The organism is Methanobrevibacter sp., from assembly GCF_017447225.1.
Classification (GTDB): Archaea; Methanobacteriota; Methanobacteria; order Methanobacteriales; family Methanobacteriaceae; genus Methanocatella.
On sequence record NZ_JAFSNZ010000065.1, the window covers coordinates 1 to 22,192 of the forward strand.

Genomic DNA, 22,192 nt, shown 5'->3' on the forward strand with positions numbered 1-22,192 from the left:
GTCTTTTGGATTGTTTGAATTCATGTATTTCTTTTATCTCAGAAAATGTTCCTTCGCTGTGTATGGCTCGTAGTTTATAGATTTTTTGTCCTTTTTGTGAAAGAAATGCTCTTTTTCTTTCAATGAAAAATGGATTTAAAGGTTCGTATAATATTCTGTATTTACTATTTTTTGCACATTCTTTTTTATATGGGCAATTTGGACATTCATGTGTCTTGAATCTTAATTTTAATTCGTTATCTTTTTCTATTATTCCATCTACTTTTAATTTTTGATTATTGGGGCATGTGAATTCCATTTTTATTGGATCAAAGTGCATGTTGCATTTTGCATGTGGGTTGTCGCTGTATGTTCCATTAGTTTTCATTGCATCGTTTCTATCTGGGATTATTGGAGTTATTCCTTGTGAATAGGCGTATTCTATTTGATCTAATCCATAATATCCATTATCTGCCAATATGTATTCTGGTACCACATTATATGTTTCGATTATGTAGTCTATTGCTGGTTTTAATTGGTATCTGTCGGTTTTATCTTGAACAATCCTTTGCATGAGTATTAATCCAGTTTTAACGTCAACTACTGTTTGCAATAGGTATGCAAATTTTATTGTGTCATCTTTCATGTGCATTTTTCGTGCTTCAGGATCAGTTAGATTAACACGATGTTTTCCATCATAATTTTCTTTCAATAATTCCAATGTGTCTAAAATCTTGTTACGTGCTTTTTTAGAGGTTAATGCTATTTGCAATAGTTGTCGTCCATGTTCATTGAGATTATGGTGGATTTCATCAATTAAATCAATCATATCTTCCGGCAATTCATCCATAAAAAAGAATCTTTTAATCTTGTGCCAAATAGTCTGCTTGGATTTATCAAATGAGTAATCATATATTAAATCTTCCAAATATATGATTTGACCTATAGATAAGCTTCTGAATTCATTAACATGAGCTTCTATTGGAGTACTGTCAATAGAAATGATTTTAAAATCAACTAATCCCAATTTAAAACCAAATTTGACAGTATATTTTAGGAAATGTTTAATTAAATATTCATAATCATTTTTAAATTGGTTTATTTTTGATTTTCTAGGTAATTTCTCATTAGTAATGTACATGCAGGCTTTGTTTTTGTCATCAAGGAACGCTTCAATCTTACGGCAAGGTCTGTGACCTCTAAAAGTAGCAAAAAAATATAATCCCAGCATTTCGGAGGTTTTATATTTGAATTTCGGACCAGGTGTGCCTTTGGTTTTGCCTTCGAATAATCTAGGGTTTTCTTTTTCAAACAACTTAACTAAATGCACAACCAATTTTACTATGTGAAAATCATCTAAATCTTCAACAGGACTTTTATAAATCAAAGGTGCTTGGATACTATAATATTTACTTTCTACTGCCAACATAAACTTTGACACTCCATATTAATAGTTTTGCAAAAAGAAAGAATAAAATTTATATTGTATCCCCAACAAATATAAACAATAGTGGTTGGGGGTTTATTCTTTGTTTGCACATTTATATTTCTCCAATCACCTATTTAATGCTTTTCATGATGTTAAAATTTGATAAACTTGTGCAAACAAGTCTTGATATTTAAATAATCTATCATGTGGATAATAAGAAGATAAAGGATTCAATGGTAGAAGTAAAATTTAATTGGTATGTCTTTTATTGTTGTCTTGTTTGGTGAGGTCTATTTTTAATTAAATTAATATCTTTGAAAAAAGTTAACCTAAACTTTTATGAATTGAAAGTACATTTGCAAGTGCAATTCGGGGTTTATCAAATTTTGGCGAATAGTGGACAGCACCATAATTAATCATAAGTATTATGGGATGATTTAATAGCATATGTGCTTTTTTAGATAAAATAATTAGTTCAAATCAATTTACTGAAATATTCTAGTAACTGCATATTTTTTCTTTATTTTATAATTTTCTTGAAAATTCAATCTACAAAATATAAAAAATATGAAATGTATATCATTTCCAATAATCAAGCTCTTCTTCATTAAGTCCAATAAGATTTGCCTTAAAAATAGGGTTTTTGCCTTCTTTTTTCTGTTTTTCATAATCCTTCAAACAGTCTAGGGCAATTTTACCTAAAATCATACATGTAGGCAGGTTAATCAGGGTCATACCGCCCATTGTAATGTCTGCCATTGCCCAGGCAGCGTCCATTGGAATAATTGCGCCAATAAAAATGATTAATGTGGCGAAAATATAGAATATATTCATGAACTTTTTGGAAGGCTTTTTCTTATTGTTCATGAAAGTTAATGCATTGTCAACATAATAGAGATTTCCAAGAAGTGTTGTGAATGCAAAAAGAACCATTGCAACAGTAATAAATATTGGTCCTGCTGTACCGAACACTGTTGAAATTGCATTCTGCACATATGGTGCACCTGAAACTGCAGCATCTCTTGCAACTCCTGCTGATAAGCACATTAATGCAGTAGCTGTACACAAAAGCAGTGTGTCTATGTAGACGGATAATGTCTGAACCAATCCTTGCTTTGCAGGGTGTGATACTCTTGCAGAAGCGGAAGCATTTGGTGCAGATCCAACACCTGCTTCGTTTGAAAATAGTCCCCTTTTAATTCCGTAAACCAAACATGAGCCAAGAATACCTCCAGTTATTGATTTGAAATCAAAAGCATCCTGGAAAATTAGAATAAACATGGATGGTATGTTGGAATGATTGAATAAAATAACTATTAAAGCTATGATAACATAGGAAACGCCCATAAGTGGAACAACTGTACTTGTAACTTTAACAATTCTTTTGCCTCCTCCGAGAAGACAATATCCTGTTAAAGCAGCTATAAGTGCACCTATAATTATCGGTGTCGTTGATGCATTATAAAATGAGTATTCCATGAATGTTGATTGCAGGTTATATGAGCATAATAGATTAAATCCTACAGCGTATGTGGCAATTAGAAATATACAAAAGAGAATAGCTAATTTATGCTTGTGTAATCCTTCCTCAATATAATATGCAGGACCTCCTAGAAGTTACCATCAGGGTCTTTTCTCTTGAAAACCTGTGCTAGAGTACTTTCGACAAATGCAGATGATGCACCAATAATACACATAATCCACATCCAGAAACATGCTCCAGGACCTCCAAGACATATTGCCGTCGATACTCCGATGATATTTCCGGTTCCTACCCGTGATGCGGTTGATACCAGCATTGCCTGCAGGGATGAAACTGAATTGTCATCACCTGAAGGTTCCAATAAAAGTCTTATAGATTCAATGAATAATCTTACCTGAACTCCTCTTGTTCTGATTGTAAAGTACAGTCCTGCCGTAGCCATGACTACAATCAATACTGGAAAGTACATGAAATTGTCAATCTGATTTAATACATTAATAATTATGTCCCACATATAATCCTCTTTCGTTAATTGTCTAATTTATATATTTTTAATTTATTATATAATAAATTATTGAATTAGATGTATTTTGTTTATGAAATTTTTTTAATTCTTCTATAAATTAATATAATATATTTTATAAATTATTTAATATTCAAATTATATTTTATTTTTGGGTTCATTTTTTGATGCATTTGTTTGATTGTTCATTGAATTTTTCTACTTTCATTATAATATTATAAAAACTTGGTAATTTTAATTTAACTCATAACTAGGGGTTTATATAGTATAAAAACAATAATAAATTCATGAAATTTAAAAGCATTATTTTAATATCAGAAATATTGGAAAATAAAATTCCTGAAAAATATTTGGAATCTTTGAGGGAATTTTTACTCAGTGGGTCTATTTTTATCGAGACATCAGAATTTTTAGCTGGAATAATAATTTTTATCTTAGTTACTGAAATTATTCTAGTAACTATTTCATTCATTTTAAATCTGCCGTCATCAATATTATTCATACCATTTTTAATTTTTCCGGCAATTTACACTTATGTCTCTGTAAAACATGAACGAAATGTGGCTGAAATCGAGCAATCAGCTCCGGATTTTTTAAGACAGTTATCAAGCATGCTTCAGGTGGGCTTGAGTTTTGAGAATGCTATGGAAGACATGTCTAAATATGGAAAAGGGCCTCTTTACGATGAAATGAGGCGCACAATCATTGAAATACGTATGGGGCGTAATTTTGATGAGGCATGGATAGCAATGAGCAGACGATTGAAGTCACGGGAGCTTGAAAGAATTTTTGGAATAATATTGGATGGACGTAAAAGTGGATCAAGTATGGCGGGAGTGATAATGGATGTTTCAAATGATCTTAGGGATTTGCTTGCAATTAAGCGTGAGAGAAAGTCATCTGTCATGATGGCTGTGATGTTTTTAATAATATCTGCTGTTATAGCAACACCATTTGCTTTGGGCATGGTCAGTGTCTATGGAGGTTTTATGGAAAGTTTTGGTCAGGTTACTGATATTGTTGCCATTGCACCTATTGCCGGTCAGATGTATCTTGTAATTCATTCTTTTTTAATAGGTTTCATTATAAGCATTATCATGTATGGTGAAGTTAAAAAGGGAATCAAATTTTCAATACCTTTGGTTGTCGCATCAGTTGTGATATTTTATTCGGTATCTAATTTTGGAACATCTATGTTGATGTAATTATTTACCTTATTAAAGCAATATTGCTCTTAGGAGGTTTAATTGTATCTTAAATTACAAAATACTTATATATTTTAGTTTATATATTAATCAATGGTGATTAAAATGGATAATAGTGCTCAAGCATCAGCTGAATTAATTTTATTATTTGGTGGAATTATGGTTGTGGTGTTGCTTGCAGTTTTCATGTACAGAAATTATGTACGTGATTTAGGCAGTGAAGTTCAATCCGAAGAAGTTTCAAAGCTAAACGGCAAACTGCAAGAAATTTCGGAAATTTTCACCTAATTTTATATTTTTTAATAATCCATAATGCTGGTATTGATATCAGACAGCATAATGTTATTGCCGGAGGATAGGCAAGATATCCTATGATATAACCTACAACCATTAAAGCCAGCATGCAGTAAAGTGAATCATTGTTTTCAAATTCAACCTGGAGGGCAATGTTTCCCTTATCTGAATTTTTAAGTGCATTGGCTATGAAAATGGAAATTATTGCTGTTGCCACAAAATCAAGGCCGTATGCAGCATGTGCAATGAATGAATCGAAATTTTCAGCAACAAATATTGTCAGATAAGGCAATAATGATAAGATGAATAATGAAAGTCCAGTTAGCCATATGACTTTATGGTCTACTTTATTAACCATGCTGAATACGTTGTTGTTGTAATTCCAGAAATTAAACACAACTAAAAAGCTCAATGCATAAATGATGAATTCAAGATGCACTTCAAACAATGCTTCCCAAGTTCCGTCAGCAGCCATAGGTATTTCCAAAACAATTATTGTCAATACGATTGCCAATATTGCATCAATGAATGCTTCAAACCTTTCACTATCCATTTACAGACCTCCATCCAATAAATATCCAGAGAATTATTGAAATCAAACATGAAATATAAATTCCAGGCCTGTAAACCGTATAAGTCAGTATGAATCCGATTAATATTATAAACAATGGGGAAATCTCATAATAAACCTTTGAATTGGTCTCCTGCAATTCCTTATTGTATGGATTGCTCCTATAAATTGCTTTAATAGATAAAATATAAAGGATATTTGTTACAACAAACAGCAAACCGAACATTGTTTCGCTAGGGATGGATTCCGGGTGCAGCGCAACCCATATTGTGAAATATGGCACTAATGAAATTACAAAGGTCATCACACCATAAACCCACACTGAGGTATTGTCAAGATTGTCAACTTTCTTGAAAAGGTTGTGGTTATTGTACCAGATATTGAATAATGTTAAAAAACTTATCAGATATGCCAAATAAAATGTCTTCAATTCCCATATTGCAGATAATGTTGGTTCTGAAGGCTGGGCTACTTTCAAAACCAGAACAGTCATTATGATTGCAATAATCGCATCGATAAATGTTTCAAATCGTGTCGTCTCCATGAAATAATATTTTTATTTTAAACTATAAATAATTAAATAAGGTGATAAGATGGATATGCTAATCAATGGTGAACATGTAAGCGACATGGATAAAAGTGAAGTCATAAATCCTTATAATGGTGAAGTGATAGATACAGTACCGATTTCCCATTTGAATAATGTTGATAAGGCTATAGAAGCGGCCAATAATGCCAAAGCATCTCTTCAGGAGATGTCTGCCTTTAAAATATCAAACAAATTATATGCAGTTTGTGAAAAACTGAAAGACAATAAAGAGGATTTTGCAGAGCTTTTAACAAAAGAGGTGGGAAAACCAATCAATGAATCATATGTTGAACTTGACAGGTCTATTGAAACCTTAAAGCTTGCCGCTGAAGAGGCCAAAAGAATCTATGGTGAGGCTGTTCCTTTGGATGCTGGATTAAACGGAAAAGGATTTTTTGCATTCACCCAAAGACTGCCGTTAGGTGTTGTTGCAGCAATCACTCCATTCAACTATCCTTTAAACTTAACAATTCACAAAATTGCGCCAGCTATAGCATGTAAAAACACGGTTATCATCAAACCACCTACTGATGCACCATTAACAGTAATGAAATTTGCAGAAATTGTTGATGAAGAGTTTCCGGCAGGTGTAATCAATACAATCACAGGATATGGCTCTGAAGTCGGTGACGCTTTAGTCGCATCTAATGAAATAGATAAGATATCATTTACCGGAAGCGTGCCAACAGGTTTGGTAATTTCCCAAAGGGCGGGAATGAAAAGGGTAACATTGGAGCTTGGCGGAAATGATCCGTTGCTTGTCCTGGATGATGCTGATGTCGATGCTGCAGTTAAAGGAGTTATCAACGGATCATATCTCAATGCAGGTCAGGTCTGTATGGGCGTTAAAAGAATTATCGTCCAGAAAGGCATTTATGAAGAATTCAAGGCAAAACTTGTTGATGCAACATCCAAAATTAAAATGGGAAATCCAATGGATAAGACAACGCAGCTTGGAACATTAATCAGTGAAAAAGCAGCAATTCAGGTTGAAGAAACAGTTAATAATGCAGTAAAAGATGGTGCGGAAATATTAGTTGGCGGAAAACGTGATGGAGCATTTTACGAGGCAACTGTTGTGGATAAGGTAACACCGCAAATGGATTTGGTTGTCAATGAAACATTTGGTCCTGTAGCGCCGTTAATGAAAGTAAAAACAGTTGATGAAGCTATTGAACTTGCCAATGCTACCGAATATGGTCTTCAGGCAGGAGTATTTACAGAAAATTACAGAAATGCAATGCGCTGTGCAAATGAAATTGAAGCAGGAACTGTATTTATTAATAAACAGTCCACATTCAGAACTGACAATATGCCGTTTGGCGGATTTAAAAGCAGCGGTTGCGGAAAAGAAGGAATAAAATATGCTGTTGAAGAAATGACTAAAACTAAACTGATAGGGTTGAATTTAAGATAATTCTACTTTGATTCAGCATATTTATCTAAATATGTACTTAATCGAGATAAGCTTCTACTAAGTTACGTGTTTCGTTCAATGATTCCATTGGAATGCCTTTTGGCATTTGGCCAAGTTCTCCGTCGACTTCTTTAAGGATACTTCCGTTCATTCCCAGAAACATTCCTTCACTAACTGTTTCCATAAAGCTTTGTGGAGGTAGAAGTGAAACACCTACACGATTTTCTTCTTTTACGTTCAAGTCATTTGTAACAACAGTAATCGCACGTTTTCCTAAGTTAACATTACATATCATCAATGAATCTGCTTTAGGATGTTTTGTAACACTCATCACTTCTCCTACTCTGATATCAATGCCGATGATAGGGTCATTTATAGGGCCTAATGCAAGACGGTCTTTAAGGCCAAGCATGGTGTCGATGAAAAATCTTACTTTAGCAATGTTTTCAGCTGTTTTTTCGCGGTCTTCCTTTGGAGCAGCGCTTAAAAACTTTTTATTCCATCCGTCTCCACCTAAACATTCTACGATTTTTTCCGCTTTTTCAGTTAAGCTTGCAACATCCGGTGAGTTAACAAGGTCATCTCCTTCAAGATATGAATATATTAATGACTGAAAATCGCTGTTCATCTGTTTTCCTGTTTCAACAGCAAGTTTTTTATTCCAGTTTCCTCTAAATGATGCTGTTGGAATCAGATTCAAATAATTTTCTCTTGCTTTGTTCGCTACTAAAATTCGGTAATCTTTACTAGTATCCCACAATGTTTAATCTCCTTTGAATATAGTTAATTATAATATTTGACATATACAATAATAAATTTTTTCCAAAATATTTCAGAAAGGATATTTCAATTAATAACTTAATTTTTTGGCTAATTTTTATTATTTCAGCTTATTTTTTTAATTAAAATTAGTTTTTATATCAAAAACTATTTATATAAACAATAATATAAAGTTATACATATTTATTTAGTTGATTTATTATAAGTTAACCTGTGGTGTTAAAATGGTAGAAGTTTCAAATTTACGTAATTTAAGTATATATACAAACACTGGTCATTATGTGGGCCAAGTAGAAGATGTTGTTTTAAACATAAGATTAGGAACCATTTCAAAATTACAAGTAAGGGCTGTTGAGCCAGAAAGAAAACAAGTTGGAATCATTGAAAATATTAGAGGTGCATTTCAAGGAGTTCCTGAAGAAAATATTGGTGTTAGATCTTTCCAACATGATTTATTGACTGTTGATTTTGATAAAGTACAGGCTATTGGGGACATTATGTTAATTAACCCAAGGGATATCAAAAAAGTCAACCCGGAACCACCAGTTCCTGAAACTGTTGCTCCACAACAAGCTCCAAAACCTGAAACTCAACCACAATTTGAAAATAAACCTAATTTTGAATCTGAAAGATTATAATTTCAATCTTTCTACTTTTTTTATTTATTAATTTTTTTTAAGTGATTTTAATGAATGTAGGAATTATAGGCTGTGGAGCTATCGCTAACATTATTGCAAGCAGAATAGTTCCTGAAGATAACAATATTGAAATTAAATATTTCTTTGACAAGGATATTGAAAGGGCAGAAAATTTAGCCAGTTTTGCCGGCGGAGTAGCCGTTCTTGATTTTGATGACATGTTAAATGATGTTGATTTGATTTTGGAGTGTGCTTCACCGGATTCAGTTAAATTATTGGCTCCAAAAATTTTAGAAAAAGGAATTGATATGATTATCATGAGTATAGGTGCTTTTATGGATAAGGATTTCTTTACCAAAGCCTTAATCATTGCCCGTGAAAATGATGCACATATCCATTTGCCTTCAGGTGCTGTTGTCGGTTTGGACGGTATCAAGGCAGTTGCCGATTTCGGATTAAAAGAAATTACATTAGTCACCCGCAAGTCTCCAAAGTCATTAGGTAAGGATATAGACACTGAAGAAGTTTTGTTTGAAGGAAAAGCTTCTGATGCAGTTAAAGAATTTCCATTAAATATTAATGTTGCAGCAACAATCAGTTTGGCCTGCAATCGTGACATTGATGTAAAAATCATTGTCGATCCAAAAGTTGACCGTAATGTTCATGAAATTACGGCAAAAGGTGATTTCGGTGAGTTCAAAACAATAACAATGAACCATCCGTGTGCAGCTAATCCTAAAACAAGTATGCTTGCTGCAATTTCTGCAATTAAATTGCTTAAAAGTTTTGATGAAACAATATCAGTAGGATTATAATGAAAGAATATGAGATTTACTCTGATTTGAGAGTTCCAGTTAATTCTAAAATCATTGTAAGGTTGGATGGTAGAAGTTTCCACTCATTTGCCCGAAAAATGGAACTTGTAAAGCCATATGATGATGATTTTTATAAAGTGATGGTGAAAGTTTCCAAAGACTTGTTTGAAGAGTTTTCACCATTATTTGTTTACACTTTTTCAGATGAAATCAGTATTCTTTTGGATAATGTTCCTTTCAACGGACGTGTTGAAAAGATAAATTCAATCATGGCCAGTTTCACTGCTTCTTCATTTTCCATAAATTATGATAAGGAATTTCCAAAACCTGTTGCATTTGATTCCAGGGTCATTCCAGTTAATGATGGTGATATCTTAAATTATTTCAAATGGAGGCAGGATGAGGCTTGGAGAAACTGCGTTAATGGATATGGAATTCATTTCTTGAAATCCAAATACTCTTCCAAAGAGGCAAACGAAAAAATTAACGGATTGAATTTATCGGATATTCATGAATTATTATTTGAAAACGGAATTAATTTGAATGATGTTGATACATGGAAAAAAAGAGGAATTGGCGTTTATAGAAAAAATAAGGAAATAAAAGGATTAAATAAAAAAGATGGCAAAGAACAGATTTCCTATCGCAGTTTTATCCATGTTGACTGTAAGCTTCCAATTTTTTCGCAGGAATTTTTCAATGAACTGTTTTGAGGTTATTATATGAGTTTTTTATCGAAGATATTCAGCAATAATGATGATGTGGAATTTGATGAAATCTGCATTGACAGGGAAGTTCTTGATGCTGTAATATATTATTCTAAACAATCTTATCCTAATGAATTTTTGGCATTTTTCGATGGTGAAATAGTTGATAAAAAGCTTTATTTGCTTGCCTTAATTTTTATTCCTGGCGAAACAGGATCTTCGGGTGCTGTTGTTCATACGGAACTGCTGCCTCCGACTTTAAAGTATTGGGGTTCAGTTCACTCACATCCTGGTCCAAGTGCCCAGCCTTCAGGGGCTGACTTAAAGACTTTTTCAAAACATGGTATTTTTCACATGATTGTGTGTCTGCCATATAGCTATGAAACATTCAAAGCATATGATAAGTATGGCAATCCTTGCAAATACACTGTAGGTGATTACAGCGACATGTTTGATGAAGACATCAGTGATTTCTTTGATGAAAGTGATGTTTTAAAAGAAGGTGAAGTTATCAAGCCGGGCTTTTTTGATGAGGATGCTAATTTTGATGATGAGCCGAACACTGCTTATGAGGAATATGAAAAAAGTTTAAGGCCAAATAACATTAAAATCATTTCAAATAATTCCATTGAACCAATAATCATCTCCAAAGGGGATTCTATAAAAATAGAATTTGATGAGAACGGCAATATCAAAAAGTTTCATAAAAAATAGTTTTTAGTGTTCGGTTAATAAAAATAAAAAAATAAAAAACAATATGGTGAAATTGTTTTTTATAATTCTAATCCAATTGCTTCATAAACATTGTTTAGCTCTTGGATTTCTTTGATTACATCAGTTGGAATTTCTTTATCTAAGGTCAAGACCATAATTGCTCTTCCGCCTTTTTCGTCTCTTCCAACTTGCATGATTCCGATGTTAACACCATATTCTCCGAGTTTAGTGCCGATTGCACCGATACTTCCAGGAACATCTTCATATTTTGCAATGAACATGTGTCCTTCAGGAATAACATCCACCCAGTAATCATTTACTTTTAAGATTCTTGCTTCGTGTAGGGTTGTTCCTTCTGCGGAGAATTCGTCTTTATCGGTTTTTGCTTTAACTCTTATTAATGAATCGTAACCTTTAGCATTGGTTTTTCTGCCTTCAGTTATGTTAATTCCACGGTCTTTAGCTACAAGTGCTGCATTTACAGCATTAACTGGTGAGCTTAAGAATGGATTAACTACACCTTGGATAACAGTTCTTGTTAAAATTTCAAGGTTATCGATTTTTGCAAGCTCTCCACTGTAAACAATTTCCAGGTCTCTGATTTTACCGTTTACAGCTTGAGATATGAAACTACCTAATTTTTCAGCAATTTCAAAGTATGGAGCTAATTCCTGATAAGTTCTGTTATCGATTCTTGGCATGTTTAAAACATTGTTTGGTGTTCCGCCTTTAGCTAATTCGATAATTTCGTCAGCTACAATGATTGCCGCATCTCTTTGTGCTTCTTTAGTTGATGCTGCAATATGTGGGGTCAATACGATATTGTCAAGTTCGAATAATTTTGAATCTTCAGCAGGTGGTTCTTCTTCATATACATCTAAAGCTGCTCCACCGATTTTTTCGTTTTTCAAGGCATCATATAATGCTTCTTCATCAATGATTCCACCACGAGCACAGTTTGTGATGAATGCTCCATCTTTCATTATTTCAAATTCATCATATGAAATTAAATGTTTGGTTTCAGGAGTTAACGGTACGTGAATTGTAATGAAATCAGCTTTTTTAAGAACTGTTTCTAAATCGGTTAACTCTACGCCCATTTGATTAGCTACTTCTTCAGGTAAGTATGGATCGTATGCAACAGCATCCATTTCAAATGCTTTACATCTGTTGACAACTTGTGAACCGATTCTTCCCATACCGATTACACCGAGAGTTTTGTTTCTGAGTTCAACTCCCATGAATTTTTTCTTTTCCCATTTGCCTTCTTTTACAGATTTATCTGCAATACTTAATTTACGTGCCATGGAAAGTAATAATCCCATAGTATGTTCTGCTACGGTAATTGAGGTTGATTCTGGTGAATTTACTACCATTATACCTTTTTCGGTAGCAGCATCCAAATCGATGTTGTCTACTCCAACACCTGCTCTTGCAATTATTTGTAAATTGTCAGCGTTATCAATTACTTCTTTTGTAACTTTTGTTCTGCTTCTTACGATTATACCATTGTATTCGCCAATGGTTTTTACTAATTCTTCAGGAGTGATGCTTGTGTCAACTACGACTTCAGCTACTTCCTTTAAATTTTCTATTCCTTTCTCATTTATTGCATCTGCAACGAGTACTTTCATTATTTCACCATATAATTTTTTAAAATATTATCATTAATATTAGTTAACTATATATATTTACTTCTATTTAAAAGTATAATTATATAATATAAAAAGGTGTAAATTATGGTATCTGTAAATGAATTTGCAATTTCAACTGCCAATGATATTCCTGGATTTAAGATTGTTGAAACAAAAGGTTTTATATATGGTCTGACTGTTAGAAGCAGAGGTGCCGGAGGTCAAATCGGTGCCGGTATCAAATCCATTTTCGGTGGTGAAATCACCCAATACGTTAAAATGATGGAGGAATCAAGGGATGAAGCTTTGCACAGAGCAATAGACCACGCAAAAGAATTAGGCGCAAACGGTATTGTTGCAATCCGTTTTGATTCAAATGAAATATCTGACGTGATGCAGGAAATCCTGGTTTATGGAACTGCTGTTGTGGTTGAAAAAGAATAGATAAGGCGATTTTATTTTTGACAAAAACTTAAACTTTAAAGATAAATCCATACCGGAATCTATTCTTGGATATGGTCCGTTTATGGCTGAACCCTATTATGGCCATAGGGCAAGACTGTACTATGAAGATTTATACATGCAGCCTGAAAGAATCGCTGATGTGATACTACAGGCTTATGACTGTGGTGTGGGAGCAATCAATTTGATTAATGATGAAAATCTCCTTAGAGGATTTGATTTGGCCTGTGAAAACGGTTGCAAAATGAAAGTTGTCGCAACTGTCGGTAAATCTGATGTTGATTATTTGAACCCTAACTATGAAGTTGCCTGTGAAGTGGATTGGGAAGATGATATTGAGTTGTTTTCCTCATATGACACTCCTGTGATGCTTGTGGATGAGTTCATCACTGATGCGTATAAATGGAGTTTAACATCTAAAATTTTAAATTCCATTAATGATTCAGGATCTCTGTCAGGCATTGTCACAGCATTTCCTTATCGTACAACTGACCTGCTTAAGGATAATATTGATATGGATTTATTTGACTTTTACATGATTCCTTTAAATAGCTTTGCCTATATGATGGACACTCCTTCATTTTTAAAGGCTCAAAGGGAAGAATTCCGATCCAGAATATTGGATTTGAATAAAAAAATTATAGCCTGCCGTATTTTAAGTGCGGGCATCCAGATGCCTCAGGAAGCATTTACTTTTCTGAATAACCTGGATTTTGTCGATTTGATTACCTTTGGTGTGGCTAGCGAAGAGGAAATAAAAAAAGATATGGAAGTTTTAAAAAGTTTTTAGAATTTGACTACATCATATTCTTCGAAAGGAACAATATTCATTATTTCGAATTCTGCATTTAAGCTTTTCAATCCTTCATCCAATTCTTTTATATTTTTATTTGACGGTTTTTTGCCTGTAATCTGCAGGTATTGTCTTGGTGTTATTTCACAGTATTCGCAATCGAAATTGCAGCATCTGTCTTTTTCTTCACATCCGTAGCCTTCAAGGTCTTCTCTTGTGCCGATGACTATATCGTCCAGTATTCTTGATACTCTTTCATCTGATGCAAACATTGCAATTTTTTGTGAATATCCGCAGATTCCAATTGCTTTTTGCCCTCTAAAGTTACAAACCCATTTGATTGGATAATCTTTCATACCGTCAATTCTTAAGTCTTCCATATTATCTCCTAATTTTCTTTTCTTTCTTTTATTAACTTGATTAATTCCTGTGAGCGTTCAAATTCTTTCAGTTCCCATGATTTGATAACAGGTATGCTTCCGAGAGATTCCTTGATTTTATCGTTATTTATGATGAAAACCGGTTCGGAAGAGGTAATCATGGACAGGTCTTTAAGCGGAACGGCCATTCTTTTCAATGTTTTCTGGCTTCTGTTCTTTTCAACATTGGCTATTAATGAGGAGCTGTCATCTTTAGCAACAGCATCAAACGGGCTCTTGTTTGTTGAAATAACGCCGTATCCCAGTTTTGAAAGGTCTTCAGCGCCTTCGCCTGTTGTATGGTATTGGATTTGGTCTTCCTGGTTGTATTTTAATATGTCAATGTCCAGTGTTACTTTCGTATTCAGTATCTCTTCCAGTATCATTGCCGTTTCAGCATTCGCCCTTACAATTTCATTTTCATATTTATACATTGTTGCCCTTGAAACATGTGCCAAATCAGCCAAATCCTTAAGTGAAAGCGAATAGTCTTCCCTGTACTGTTTGATGACATTACCATCAATTTTCACGAAATATCCTCCTCTGTCTGCCAGTACTTCAGGATATTCCTTATATATTATCATATTTTTCAATGTTTCAAATCCTATGGTCGGGATGTCGTATCTTTCATAGATTACTCCTTCCTCAAGGATTCCATTTCTGGATTTCGCTCCGATTATTATTGGTGAAGCTAAGAATATATTGGCTAACTGTTTCATTTCATGAGCATTCTTTTCATTCACACTATCTATATTCACAAATGTTTTTAAAAGTAAAATTAATAAGTTTTTACGAGCTACAATATCAAAAGAACCTTGATCATAAATGTCAGAAGTTTTATAACCTTCTGAAATTAATAATTTTTCTATTTCTTGTAACATTCTGCTTCGAGTTAACATATTAAATGCGACCTAATTAATTTTGTTAAAAAATTATATATTGTTTTTATATTAATATAATTTAATGTAAAAGGTGGTTATTATTACTTATTTATATGTTGGAATTGATGATACTGATTCTCCAGATGGGATGTGCACTACTTATTTGGCTTGCCATATCATTCGTAAACTTAAGGAAAATGGAATTTCTCTTGTGGATTATCCTCGTTTGATTAGGTTAAATCCTTTTGCTCGTTTTAAGACTCGAGGTAATGGTGGAGTTGCCTTTAAGATTTTCAATGATGACAAGGCAGATTTGGCCAAACAGATTATTCTGGATGAAGTGTCTGCTCTTTCAATGTTTGACTGTGACAATACAAATCCTGGTGTAGTATTCTATGATGGTGAAATCACCGAAAAAATGAAGGAATATGCCTTCAGGGCAATCTATGAATTTATAACGATTGATGAGGCTGAAAAATTCGGTAAATCCGTAGGATGTGAGCTTCATAAGTTCAAAAAAGGAAGAGGCATCATCGGATCCATTGCAGCAATCAGTCTTCCTTTGGAGGATTTTACCTATGAGCTGTTGGCGTACAGAATTCCTGAAAATTACGGTACCAAACGCCTGATTGATTATGATTCCGTTATAGAAATGGATAAAAAGACTTTTCCCGACACTTTTGAAAATGTCGATTATTCAGAAAGCTACATTGCAATCGAGCCTAAAACTCCATGTCCTGTTTTATATGGTATCCGCTCAAACAATGTGGAATCATTGGATATTGCTCGTGAAACTGTTAAGGTCAATGAGCCTATAGAAGATTATTGCATATTTTTAACTAACCAGCATACGGACATGCACATTCAAAAAGCAGATAATATTTGTGAAATGAAGCAGTTCGGATGCTATGAAGTCATAGGAACTGTTAAAGACTCTCCTCATGTTATTGATGGTGGCCATATGTTTTTCACGGTTTTCGATGAAAGCGGCGAAATTGAATGCGGCGCATATGAACCGACAAAGGATTTCAGAAAAACAGTTTCTCATTTTCGTGAAGGGGATGTTTTAAGGCTCTATGGGGGAATAGGTGAGCAAAATACTTTTAATATTGAAAAGTTTCAAGTCATAAAGCTAAATGATATTGAATATAGAAATCCCGTATGTGAATGTGGAAAAACCATGACTTCTGCCGGAAAAAATAAAGGTTTCAAATGTAAAAGATGTGGATCTCGCATAAGTTCTTCACAAAAAGTGAACTTTAAAATTGAACGTTTATTAAATGAAGGTCAATTTTATGAAACTCCTGTAAGTGCTCGCAGACATCTTTCAAAACCGATTTGCAGAATGTAATTTTTATATAAACTTATTTTAATTTTTATTTTTTAAATTTAGCTATTTTTAATAAAATTTTTTTGTTCACTTTTTAGGTATTTTAATTCATCAAATCATATATTTTTATTCTCTTTTAGTGAAATTTTGAGATTCAAGTAATATCAATTTAAATATGATGAAAATTAAGTTTTAATCATACAGGCGTCATTCGGGGGGATGCTTTATTTTGGGAAAGGATATGCAGACATCAAATGTTGAGCATGTTTATAGGGATAAGACTGATAAAAGGATTTTAAAGAAAAATCCATGGAAAGATTATAAATTGCATATTACAGTACTCGTTTTAGTCATAATTGCGCAGATTATTGGTCCAAGGGAGATTTATATTGCCAATGGTGTTGAAGTTTCAATCATGCCATTGCTTTATACGATGGTTTTGGGTTTGGTATTCTATTTGGCTAAGCCCATCAAATGGATTCAAAGAAAACAGGCCAGAGTTGCTGAAGGTGCAATGATGCTTTTTATAGGTATATTAATTGCTAAACTGGCTGTTTCCAGTGGCCACTCCATTCATCTGATTTTTGAAATGGGTCCCGCATTATTGTTACAGGAATTAGGACATTTGGCCACAATTCTTGTTGCTCTTCCTGTCGCACTGCTTTTAGGATTTAAAAGGGAATCAATCGGTATGACAAGTTCAATAGGTCGTGAACCTGAAGTCGCTGTTATTGTTGATAAATACGGATTTAACTCAGCAGAATCAAGAGGAATTTTTGCATTATTTATTGTCGGAACTATCATTGGAACTGTATTCATCAGTTTTTTAGCTTCAATTTCCGTTTCTTTAATTCCTCTCCATCCATTTGCTTTTGCAATGGCAAGTGGTGTAGGTAGTGCAAGTATGAACGCCGCTTCTTTAGGACCTACTCTTGCAGCATTTCCTGCATTGGAAACCAGTATTGAAGCTTTTGCTGGTTTCAGTAATTTGCTTTCGTTCTCTATTGGTATATATATTGTAATTTTCATAGCCATTCCTTTAACTGAAAAATTATATGCATGGCTGGAACCAATAATTGGAAGAGAAGCAATTGTTAAAGAGGAAACGGGTGGTGAATGATATGGCGGATTTCATTGACGGATCTGAAAATGTTACTGTTCATGGTATTCTAAATTGGATATTGTTATTGGTAATATTTTCAATCATTACTGTTATAGGCAATTATATAGGATATGAACACCCTATGGCAGATTCATTGGTGGGCATGGGTATCCTGTCTTTGATAACTCTTATTGGTGTATGGATGGAAAGGGAACTTCCATTCAATATCTCATCTATCCTTTACATAAGTATTATCGGAATATTGATAGCGCTTCCGGGAATGCCTACTTCAGATTTTGTTCTTTATTATGTTTCCCAAGTTGAGCTTTTATCCATTGTTACAGTATTTTTGGCTTATGTTGGTATTGGTATGGGTAAAAGCTGGGATGAATTCAAGGCATTAGGTTGGCGTGCGGTTGTCATCACGGTTTTGGTTATTGCATCAACTTATTATGGTGCTGCCATTGTTGCTCATGTTATACTTGTCTTGACTGGTGTGCCTGCAGTTTAAATTTTATTCTCATTTCGAGAATTTTATTACTATTTTTTATTCACTTTTTGTGAATTTTTAAAAATTAAAACTTAATAATTTATATAATATGTTTTAAGAAAAATACTTATGTTGATGCATATTTTATGTCATGATAATATACTGATGGGAGAGGATTTTTATTCCATGGCGAGATAATGACGGTCAGGTTGAGCATATTTATCGTGAAAAGACGGATAAAAGAATTTTAAGAAAGAATCCTTGGAGAGATTATAGATTACATGTTACTGTGCTTATTTTAGTTATTATTGCCGAATTAATTGGAACCATTAATATACCTCTCACGAAAGATGTTTCCATCACTATAATGCCTTTGATTTATACGATTATTTTAGGACTGGTTTTTTATTTGGCCAAACCTATCAAATGGATTCAAAGAAAACAGGCCAGAATTGCTGAAGGGGCAATGATGCTTTTCATAGGTGTTTTAATTGCTAAATTAGCTATTTCCAGCGGTCAATCAATCCACTTGATTTTTGAAATGGGTCCGGCATTAATATTGCAGGAATTAGGGCATTTGGCTACAATTTTAGTACTTCCGATTGCATTGCTTTTAGGATTCAAGGAAGAAGCTATCGGTATGACTAATTCTATCGGTCGTGAACCGAATGTAGCTGTTGTTGTTGATAAATTCGGTTTTAATTCTCCACAGTCCAGAGGAGTATTTGCAATATTCATTATAGGTACTGTAATAGGAACTATTTTCATAAGTTTCCTTGTTACTCTTTCATTGTCATTTTTACCGCTCCACCCTTATGCTTTTGCTATGGCAAGCGGTGTGGGCAGTGCCAGTATGAATGCAGCTGCTATCGGACCGACTCTCGCAGCATTTCCTGGAATGGAAACCAGTATCGAGGCCTTTGCAGGTTTCAGTAATCTGCTATCATTCTGTGTAGGAATATATATTGTAATATTCATTGCTATGCCATTGACCGAAAAATTATATTATTGGCTAGAACCTAAAATCGGAAAAGAATCAATTGTAGAAAAGAAAATGGAGGATGAATAATATGCCTGATTTGATTGACGGATCTGAAAATGTTTCTGTTCATGGTATTTTCAATTGGATTTTGCTTCTGATTATATTTTCAATCATAACAGTAATCGGTAATTATTTGGGTTATAAGCATCCTATGACTGATTCTTTAGTTGGTATGGCCATTTTGTCTGTCATTACCCTTATAGGTGTTTGGATGGAAAGGGAACTTCCATTTAATATTTCCTCAATTCTTTACATAAGTATAATTGGTATTGCAATATCATTTCCGGGAATGCCTACTTCAGATTTTGTTCTTCATTATGTTTCCCAAGTAGAGCTTTTATCCATTGTTACAGTATTTCTGGCTTATGTTGGTATTGGTATGGGTAAAAGTTGGGATGAATTCAAGGCACTGGGCTGGAGAGCTGTTGTTATCACTATTTTAGTTATTGCAGCAACCTATTATGGAGCAGCAATTGTAGCACACATAGTTCTTGTTGCAACAGGTGTTCCTGCAGTTTAAATCCTTTTTTGATTTTTTTAAGATAACTATTTATTATAATTTTTACATAATTAATGTTGAGATTGTTATGTTTTTGCAAGATATTTCTAAATTTATTTCAAATTATCGTTATGAACAGGCCACAGTTGAGTCTATAAACACAATCAAAGCAGCTTTTCTTGATTTTTTAGGCGTAACATATAGGGGAGCTAATGAAAACTCTCCAAACATAGCTTTTAACACAATTAATGAAATATTCAATGTCAATAATGACTCTAGCTTGGAGGCATCAATTATTGGAAAGCCGGGTGTTAAAACAAATGTATTGAATGCTGCTTTTCTTAATGGAATTTCAGCTCATACTTTGGAGTTGGATGATGGCCACAGACAGGCACAGGCACATTTGGGAGCAGTAATTTTTCCAACAGCACTGGCAATATCAGAAGCCTATGGATTGGGCGGAAGGGATTTTTTTGAAGCGGTTATTGTAGGTTATGAAGTCGGCATATTGCTCGGAAAGCTTGTTAATCCCCGTCATAGAAACAACGGTTTTCACACAACAGGGACAATCGGAACATTTGTTTCCGGTGCTGTAGCTTCAAAATTGCTTAAACTGGATGAAAATCAAATTCTAAATGCTTTGGGATTGTGCGGAACTCAGGCAGCAGGTCTTTTGGAATCCGATCATGGTGGCAGTATGGGCAAAGTTCTTCATGTAGGCAAAGCCAATTATAATGGAATGCTATCTGCTTTTTTAGCACGCAATGGATTTACTGGTGCTGAAAGCATAATTGAAGGCTCTGAAGGATTTTTAAAAACAATGGTGTTTGACAGTGAAGAATTCAATAGTGAAGATTTCTCTTTCGAGTCCATTCTGGAGGATGTCGGAACTGTCAGGGTCAGAGACATCTACTTTAAAAAATATCCATTCTGCAGACATTTACACTCTTCAATAGACACTGCACTGAAGCTAAGAACAAGTCTTGGGGAAGAGTATGTCCATATTAAAAACGTGGCCGTTAAAACATATGGTGTTGCAGCAGACCACAATAATTTCCAACCGAAAAATCTTGAAGAATTGAAGCAGAGTCTGCCTTATGCTGTGGCGATAACTTTAGTGATGGGTGAAGTTGACATCGACATGCTGAACAAATTGGTTGAATACGGATTATTTGAAAATTATTCTACAGTTGATAAGGTTAACAGCATTAAAAATCTGGTAAACAAGATGATTATTCTTAAGGATGATAAACTGGAGGACTTATATCCGAATAAAAGACCGTCAAATGTCATTATCAAATTGGATGAGGAATTCAGAAATGGAGTATTCCAAAACATCACATTCATTCCAAAAGGGGATTTTGAAAATCCTTATGAGTTAAGTGAACTGATAGATAAATTCAAGAGTTTAAATCCTGATTATAATATTAATAATTTAGTCATTATTGATGAAATCGATAATTACTCAATGACTGATGTTGTTGGTGTTTTAAATGAATAATACTAAAGAATTTCTACATAGTATTGGCATTGATGAAGTTGATTCAAATTATGTTTCCAATAAGACTTTCGATGATGGGGGTCAGTTCAGATTTGAAGTTCCTGGAATCCAGTCTCCTAAAACGATGGAAGGGCTTTTAAACGAAGCTGAAAATCAGAATCTGGTAATTCATAGAGTAACTCAAACTAAAGGAATAATGCTTTTAACTGATGATGAAATCACACAAATGGTTTGTTTGGCAAAGGACTATGGGTGTGAACTCTTTTTATCTGTTGGTCCAAGAGCAACCTATGATACTTCAGCCACGGTTCATACTAATGAAGGAAGCAGAATAGGTTACCGTTTAAGAGGATATGATAATCTGGTTTATGCAATTGAAGACGTTAAACGTGCCGTTAATCTTGGAGTTCGTGGAATCCTGTTATATGATGAAGGACTATTGTTTGTATTGAATAAGATGAGGCAAACTGGGGAATTGCCTGAAAATCTGCATTTTAAAATGTCTGCCCATACGGGTCATGGAAATCCTGCTTCTGCAAAACTTTTGGAATCCTTAGGGCTTGATTCAATCAATCCTGTTCGTGATTTGCAGATACCAATGCTTGCAGCCATCAGATCAGCAATTGACATTCCAATTGATCTTCATACTGAAAATCCAAAATCAACCGGCGGATTCATTAGACATTATGAGGTTCCAAAATTCATTCAGGTTGCAGCTCCTGTTTATCTGAAAACTGGCGGTTCTGTTGCGGCTAACCATAATTGGGATACCACTCAAAAAGAAGCAATATTGAGGATAAAGCAGGTCAAGTTAGTTGAAAGGATGATTAAACAATACTTGCCCGAAGCAGTGATGTCACCTAAAAAATCTTCCGATTTGGCAATACCTGAGTGA

Annotated in this window: 25 protein-coding genes; 16 read left to right on the forward strand and 9 right to left on the reverse strand. The window is 34.0% G+C overall.

Going from position 1 to position 22,192, the window contains the following annotated elements; all coding sequences use genetic code 11:
- The 3 genes from IJQ68_RS06400 to IJQ68_RS06410 form a co-directional block, all read right to left on the reverse strand.
- On the reverse strand, positions 1-1,405 hold a 1,405-nt coding region (locus IJQ68_RS06400), incomplete at its 3' end, for a transposase (RefSeq protein ID WP_292798373.1).
- 582 nt (positions 1,406-1,987) lie between these two features.
- Positions 1,988-3,001 (reverse strand): alanine/glycine:cation symporter family protein, encoded by a 1,014-nt coding sequence (locus IJQ68_RS06405; RefSeq protein ID WP_342765136.1) that lies wholly within the window; start codon positions 2,999-3,001, stop codon positions 1,988-1,990.
- 17 nt (positions 3,002-3,018) lie between these two features.
- Positions 3,019-3,405 carry an alanine:cation symporter family protein gene (locus IJQ68_RS06410; protein ID WP_292798375.1) on the reverse strand — a complete coding sequence of 129 codons (387 nt, stop codon included), beginning with the start codon at positions 3,403-3,405 and terminating at the stop codon, positions 3,019-3,021.
- A 296-nt stretch (positions 3,406-3,701) separates the two neighbouring features.
- On the opposite strand from IJQ68_RS06410, the gene IJQ68_RS06415 reads away from it, so the two are divergent.
- A complete protein-coding gene (locus IJQ68_RS06415; RefSeq protein WP_292798377.1) occupies positions 3,702-4,619 on the forward strand; it encodes a type II secretion system F family protein in 918 nt (305 codons plus the stop codon).
- Between the two features lie 105 nt (positions 4,620-4,724).
- A complete protein-coding gene (locus tag IJQ68_RS06420) occupies positions 4,725-4,907 on the forward strand; it encodes a class III signal peptide-containing protein (protein ID WP_292798379.1) in 183 nt (60 codons plus the stop codon).
- On the opposite strand, the gene IJQ68_RS06425 is transcribed toward IJQ68_RS06420, so the two are convergent.
- Positions 4,900-5,466, reverse strand: coding sequence for a TMEM175 family protein (locus IJQ68_RS06425; RefSeq protein WP_292798381.1), 567 nt, complete (start codon positions 5,464-5,466; stop codon positions 4,900-4,902). The genes IJQ68_RS06420 and IJQ68_RS06425 overlap by 8 nt on opposite strands.
- Positions 5,459-6,028: a TMEM175 family protein gene (locus IJQ68_RS06430; RefSeq protein ID WP_292798383.1), complete on the reverse strand. Its 570-nt coding sequence runs from the start codon at positions 6,026-6,028 to the stop codon at positions 5,459-5,461. Before IJQ68_RS06430 ends, IJQ68_RS06425 begins: the two co-directional genes overlap by 8 nt.
- A 49-nt stretch (positions 6,029-6,077) precedes the next feature.
- On the opposite strand from IJQ68_RS06430, the gene IJQ68_RS06435 reads away from it, so the two are divergent.
- Positions 6,078-7,490 (forward strand): lactaldehyde dehydrogenase, encoded by a 1,413-nt coding sequence (locus IJQ68_RS06435; protein ID WP_292798385.1) that lies wholly within the window; start codon positions 6,078-6,080, stop codon positions 7,488-7,490.
- A 37-nt stretch (positions 7,491-7,527) separates the two neighbouring features.
- Here IJQ68_RS06435 and IJQ68_RS06440 read toward each other — a convergent pair whose 3' ends face one another.
- Positions 7,528-8,250 (reverse strand): tRNA-binding protein, encoded by a 723-nt coding sequence (locus tag IJQ68_RS06440; RefSeq protein ID WP_292798387.1) that lies wholly within the window; start codon positions 8,248-8,250, stop codon positions 7,528-7,530.
- A gap of 244 nt (positions 8,251-8,494) precedes the next feature.
- Between IJQ68_RS06440 and IJQ68_RS06445 the strand changes: the two genes are divergently transcribed.
- Genes IJQ68_RS06445 through IJQ68_RS06460 form a run of 4 tightly spaced genes read left to right on the forward strand, consistent with a single transcriptional unit; the run spans position 8,495 to position 11,144 of the window.
- Complete coding sequence (locus IJQ68_RS06445; protein WP_292798389.1) at positions 8,495-8,908, forward strand: PRC-barrel domain-containing protein; 414 nt, start codon at positions 8,495-8,497, stop codon at positions 8,906-8,908.
- Between the two features lie 50 nt (positions 8,909-8,958).
- Positions 8,959-9,723: an aspartate dehydrogenase gene (locus tag IJQ68_RS06450; protein WP_292798391.1), complete on the forward strand. Its 765-nt coding sequence runs from the start codon at positions 8,959-8,961 to the stop codon at positions 9,721-9,723.
- The gene (locus IJQ68_RS06455; RefSeq protein WP_292798393.1) at positions 9,723-10,436 is read left to right on the forward strand and encodes a tRNA(His) guanylyltransferase Thg1 family protein; all 714 of its coding nucleotides are present in this window, start codon (positions 9,723-9,725) and stop codon (positions 10,434-10,436) included. The genes IJQ68_RS06450 and IJQ68_RS06455 overlap by 1 nt, the downstream gene beginning before the upstream one ends.
- Before the next feature lie 9 nt (positions 10,437-10,445).
- The gene (locus tag IJQ68_RS06460; RefSeq protein ID WP_292798395.1) at positions 10,446-11,144 is read left to right on the forward strand and encodes a Mov34/MPN/PAD-1 family protein; all 699 of its coding nucleotides are present in this window, start codon (positions 10,446-10,448) and stop codon (positions 11,142-11,144) included.
- Between the two features lie 59 nt (positions 11,145-11,203).
- On the opposite strand, the gene serA is transcribed toward IJQ68_RS06460, so the two are convergent.
- Positions 11,204-12,778 (reverse strand): phosphoglycerate dehydrogenase, encoded by a 1,575-nt coding sequence (gene serA / locus IJQ68_RS06465; protein ID WP_292798397.1) that lies wholly within the window; start codon positions 12,776-12,778, stop codon positions 11,204-11,206.
- Between the two features lie 105 nt (positions 12,779-12,883).
- Between serA and IJQ68_RS06470 the strand changes: the two genes are divergently transcribed.
- On the forward strand, positions 12,884-13,222 hold the full coding sequence (locus IJQ68_RS06470) for a heavy metal-binding domain-containing protein (RefSeq protein ID WP_292798399.1): 339 nt from the start codon (positions 12,884-12,886) through the stop codon (positions 13,220-13,222).
- An 82-nt stretch (positions 13,223-13,304) separates the two neighbouring features.
- Positions 13,305-14,030: a hypothetical protein gene (locus IJQ68_RS06475; RefSeq protein WP_292798401.1), complete on the forward strand. Its 726-nt coding sequence runs from the start codon at positions 13,305-13,307 to the stop codon at positions 14,028-14,030.
- Here the strand turns inward: IJQ68_RS06475 and IJQ68_RS06480 are convergent.
- Positions 14,027-14,413, reverse strand: coding sequence for a hypothetical protein (locus IJQ68_RS06480; protein ID WP_292798403.1), 387 nt, complete (start codon positions 14,411-14,413; stop codon positions 14,027-14,029). The genes IJQ68_RS06475 and IJQ68_RS06480 overlap by 4 nt on opposite strands.
- Positions 14,414-14,421: 8 nt before the next feature.
- Positions 14,422-15,351 carry a transcriptional regulator gene (locus IJQ68_RS06485; protein WP_292798405.1) on the reverse strand — a complete coding sequence of 310 codons (930 nt, stop codon included), beginning with the start codon at positions 15,349-15,351 and terminating at the stop codon, positions 14,422-14,424.
- A gap of 73 nt (positions 15,352-15,424) precedes the next feature.
- Between IJQ68_RS06485 and IJQ68_RS06490 the strand changes: the two genes are divergently transcribed.
- The 7 genes from IJQ68_RS06490 (at position 15,425) to IJQ68_RS06520 (ending at position 22,192) form a co-directional block, all read left to right on the forward strand.
- Positions 15,425-16,684, forward strand: a complete 1,260-nt coding sequence (locus tag IJQ68_RS06490; RefSeq protein WP_292798406.1) for a tRNA(Ile)(2)-agmatinylcytidine synthase — start codon at positions 15,425-15,427, stop codon at positions 16,682-16,684.
- Positions 16,685-16,904: 220 nt separating this feature from the next.
- Positions 16,905-17,783, forward strand: coding sequence for a DUF3100 domain-containing protein (locus IJQ68_RS06495; RefSeq protein ID WP_292798436.1), 879 nt, complete (start codon positions 16,905-16,907; stop codon positions 17,781-17,783).
- 1 nt (position 17,784) lies between these two features.
- Positions 17,785-18,276, forward strand: coding sequence for a hypothetical protein (locus tag IJQ68_RS06500; protein ID WP_292798408.1), 492 nt, complete (start codon positions 17,785-17,787; stop codon positions 18,274-18,276).
- Positions 18,277-18,430: 154 nt separating this feature from the next.
- A complete protein-coding gene (locus IJQ68_RS06505; RefSeq protein ID WP_342765137.1) occupies positions 18,431-19,324 on the forward strand; it encodes a DUF3100 domain-containing protein in 894 nt (297 codons plus the stop codon).
- Between the two features lies 1 nt (position 19,325).
- A complete protein-coding gene (locus IJQ68_RS06510) occupies positions 19,326-19,817 on the forward strand; it encodes a hypothetical protein (protein ID WP_292798412.1) in 492 nt (163 codons plus the stop codon).
- A gap of 67 nt (positions 19,818-19,884) precedes the next feature.
- Positions 19,885-21,297, forward strand: coding sequence for an MmgE/PrpD family protein (locus tag IJQ68_RS06515; RefSeq protein WP_292798414.1), 1,413 nt, complete (start codon positions 19,885-19,887; stop codon positions 21,295-21,297).
- On the forward strand, positions 21,290-22,192 hold the full coding sequence (locus IJQ68_RS06520) for a peptidase (protein WP_292798416.1): 903 nt from the start codon (positions 21,290-21,292) through the stop codon (positions 22,190-22,192). Before IJQ68_RS06515 ends, IJQ68_RS06520 begins: the two co-directional genes overlap by 8 nt.

Coding starts and splice junctions, on each gene's coding strand:
- IJQ68_RS06410 (WP_292798375.1), bottom strand. CDS start 3,405: ATGTGGGACATAATTATTAATGTATTAAATCAGATTGACAATTTCATG.
- IJQ68_RS06415 (WP_292798377.1), top strand. CDS start 3,702: ATGAAATTTAAAAGCATTATTTTAATATCAGAAATATTGGAAAATAAA.
- IJQ68_RS06420 (WP_292798379.1), top strand. CDS start 4,725: ATGGATAATAGTGCTCAAGCATCAGCTGAATTAATTTTATTATTTGGT.
- IJQ68_RS06425 (WP_292798381.1), bottom strand. CDS start 5,466: ATGGATAGTGAAAGGTTTGAAGCATTCATTGATGCAATATTGGCAATC.
- IJQ68_RS06430 (WP_292798383.1), bottom strand. CDS start 6,028: ATGGAGACGACACGATTTGAAACATTTATCGATGCGATTATTGCAATC.
- IJQ68_RS06435 (WP_292798385.1), top strand. CDS start 6,078: ATGGATATGCTAATCAATGGTGAACATGTAAGCGACATGGATAAAAGT.
- IJQ68_RS06445 (WP_292798389.1), top strand. CDS start 8,495: ATGGTAGAAGTTTCAAATTTACGTAATTTAAGTATATATACAAACACT.
- IJQ68_RS06450 (WP_292798391.1), top strand. CDS start 8,959: ATGAATGTAGGAATTATAGGCTGTGGAGCTATCGCTAACATTATTGCA.
- IJQ68_RS06455 (WP_292798393.1), top strand. CDS start 9,723: ATGAAAGAATATGAGATTTACTCTGATTTGAGAGTTCCAGTTAATTCT.
- IJQ68_RS06460 (WP_292798395.1), top strand. CDS start 10,446: ATGAGTTTTTTATCGAAGATATTCAGCAATAATGATGATGTGGAATTT.
- serA (WP_292798397.1), bottom strand. CDS start 12,778: ATGAAAGTACTCGTTGCAGATGCAATAAATGAGAAAGGAATAGAAAAT.
- IJQ68_RS06470 (WP_292798399.1), top strand. CDS start 12,884: ATGGTATCTGTAAATGAATTTGCAATTTCAACTGCCAATGATATTCCT.
- IJQ68_RS06475 (WP_292798401.1), top strand. CDS start 13,305: ATGGCTGAACCCTATTATGGCCATAGGGCAAGACTGTACTATGAAGAT.
- IJQ68_RS06480 (WP_292798403.1), bottom strand. CDS start 14,413: ATGGAAGACTTAAGAATTGACGGTATGAAAGATTATCCAATCAAATGG.
- IJQ68_RS06485 (WP_292798405.1), bottom strand. CDS start 15,351: ATGTTAACTCGAAGCAGAATGTTACAAGAAATAGAAAAATTATTAATT.
- IJQ68_RS06495 (WP_292798436.1), top strand. CDS start 16,905: ATGCAGACATCAAATGTTGAGCATGTTTATAGGGATAAGACTGATAAA.
- IJQ68_RS06500 (WP_292798408.1), top strand. CDS start 17,785: ATGGCGGATTTCATTGACGGATCTGAAAATGTTACTGTTCATGGTATT.
- IJQ68_RS06510 (WP_292798412.1), top strand. CDS start 19,326: ATGCCTGATTTGATTGACGGATCTGAAAATGTTTCTGTTCATGGTATT.
- IJQ68_RS06515 (WP_292798414.1), top strand. CDS start 19,885: ATGTTTTTGCAAGATATTTCTAAATTTATTTCAAATTATCGTTATGAA.
- IJQ68_RS06520 (WP_292798416.1), top strand. CDS start 21,290: ATGAATAATACTAAAGAATTTCTACATAGTATTGGCATTGATGAAGTT.